Below are 640 nucleotides of genomic sequence, written 5' to 3'. Positions count from 1 at the left end.
GTACTGTAAGATCGCTTTATCATCGGCAAACTGCACATCATACAGCGTTTTATTATTCAACTTCCTATATCCGCCTACATCACCAGTTAGATCAACCGTTAAACCTTCTGCATAATAACTTTTGAGCGCTTCTTCACGAGCCTTCTTTTGGTCACTATCGCGCGGAATATTCATGTATTCATCGACCACTTGATTAGCGAAAATCTCCATTTTCGGACTGCGGTAAACATCATATCCGTTTTCATCCTGACCAGCCGTAACAGCAGCGAGTGCCGTTGCAGTAGCTTTAGACCGATTCAGTGCATTTTGCGAACGACCAAAAGCTAATATTCCAGACAATCCAACAACACCGATCAGCAGCCAAATAAATATGACAGCGCCTTTACCATTTCGTGCCTTTGGCAATTTACGGCTTTCTTTTTTGCTCCGCTTGATCTTATTGTCTGAAAAAATGTCGGACACTTTTTCTTTCAAACCGCCTAATCCCATTTGTCTCCCCCTTTCAATAAATTGCGCCGTCAACTTGGGGCGGTCGGATTGCATTTTCTGTTTAGACGGTGCAGCAAGCGCCTCTTTTTTTTCGTTCAACCCATTCATTGGATTGCGAAAATAAATGATTTTGCGCCTTTCAACAGGTTTT

General features: G+C 42.7%; 1 protein-coding gene. It reads right to left on the bottom strand.

Features of this window, described 5'->3' with window-relative positions; translation table 11 throughout:
- Positions 1 to 640, bottom strand: a 640-nt coding sequence (locus tag ACFVAJ_RS21725; protein ID WP_376947951.1) for a conjugal transfer protein, incomplete at both ends; no start/stop codon positions are given.

It is taken from the genome of Agromyces sp. NPDC057679, assembly GCF_042799635.1.
In the GTDB taxonomy this organism is placed as follows: Bacteria; Actinomycetota; Actinomycetes; order Actinomycetales; family Microbacteriaceae; genus Agromyces.
The sequence above is the reverse complement of the archived record's forward strand: the minus strand, read 5'-3'. Positions and strand labels throughout refer to the sequence as shown.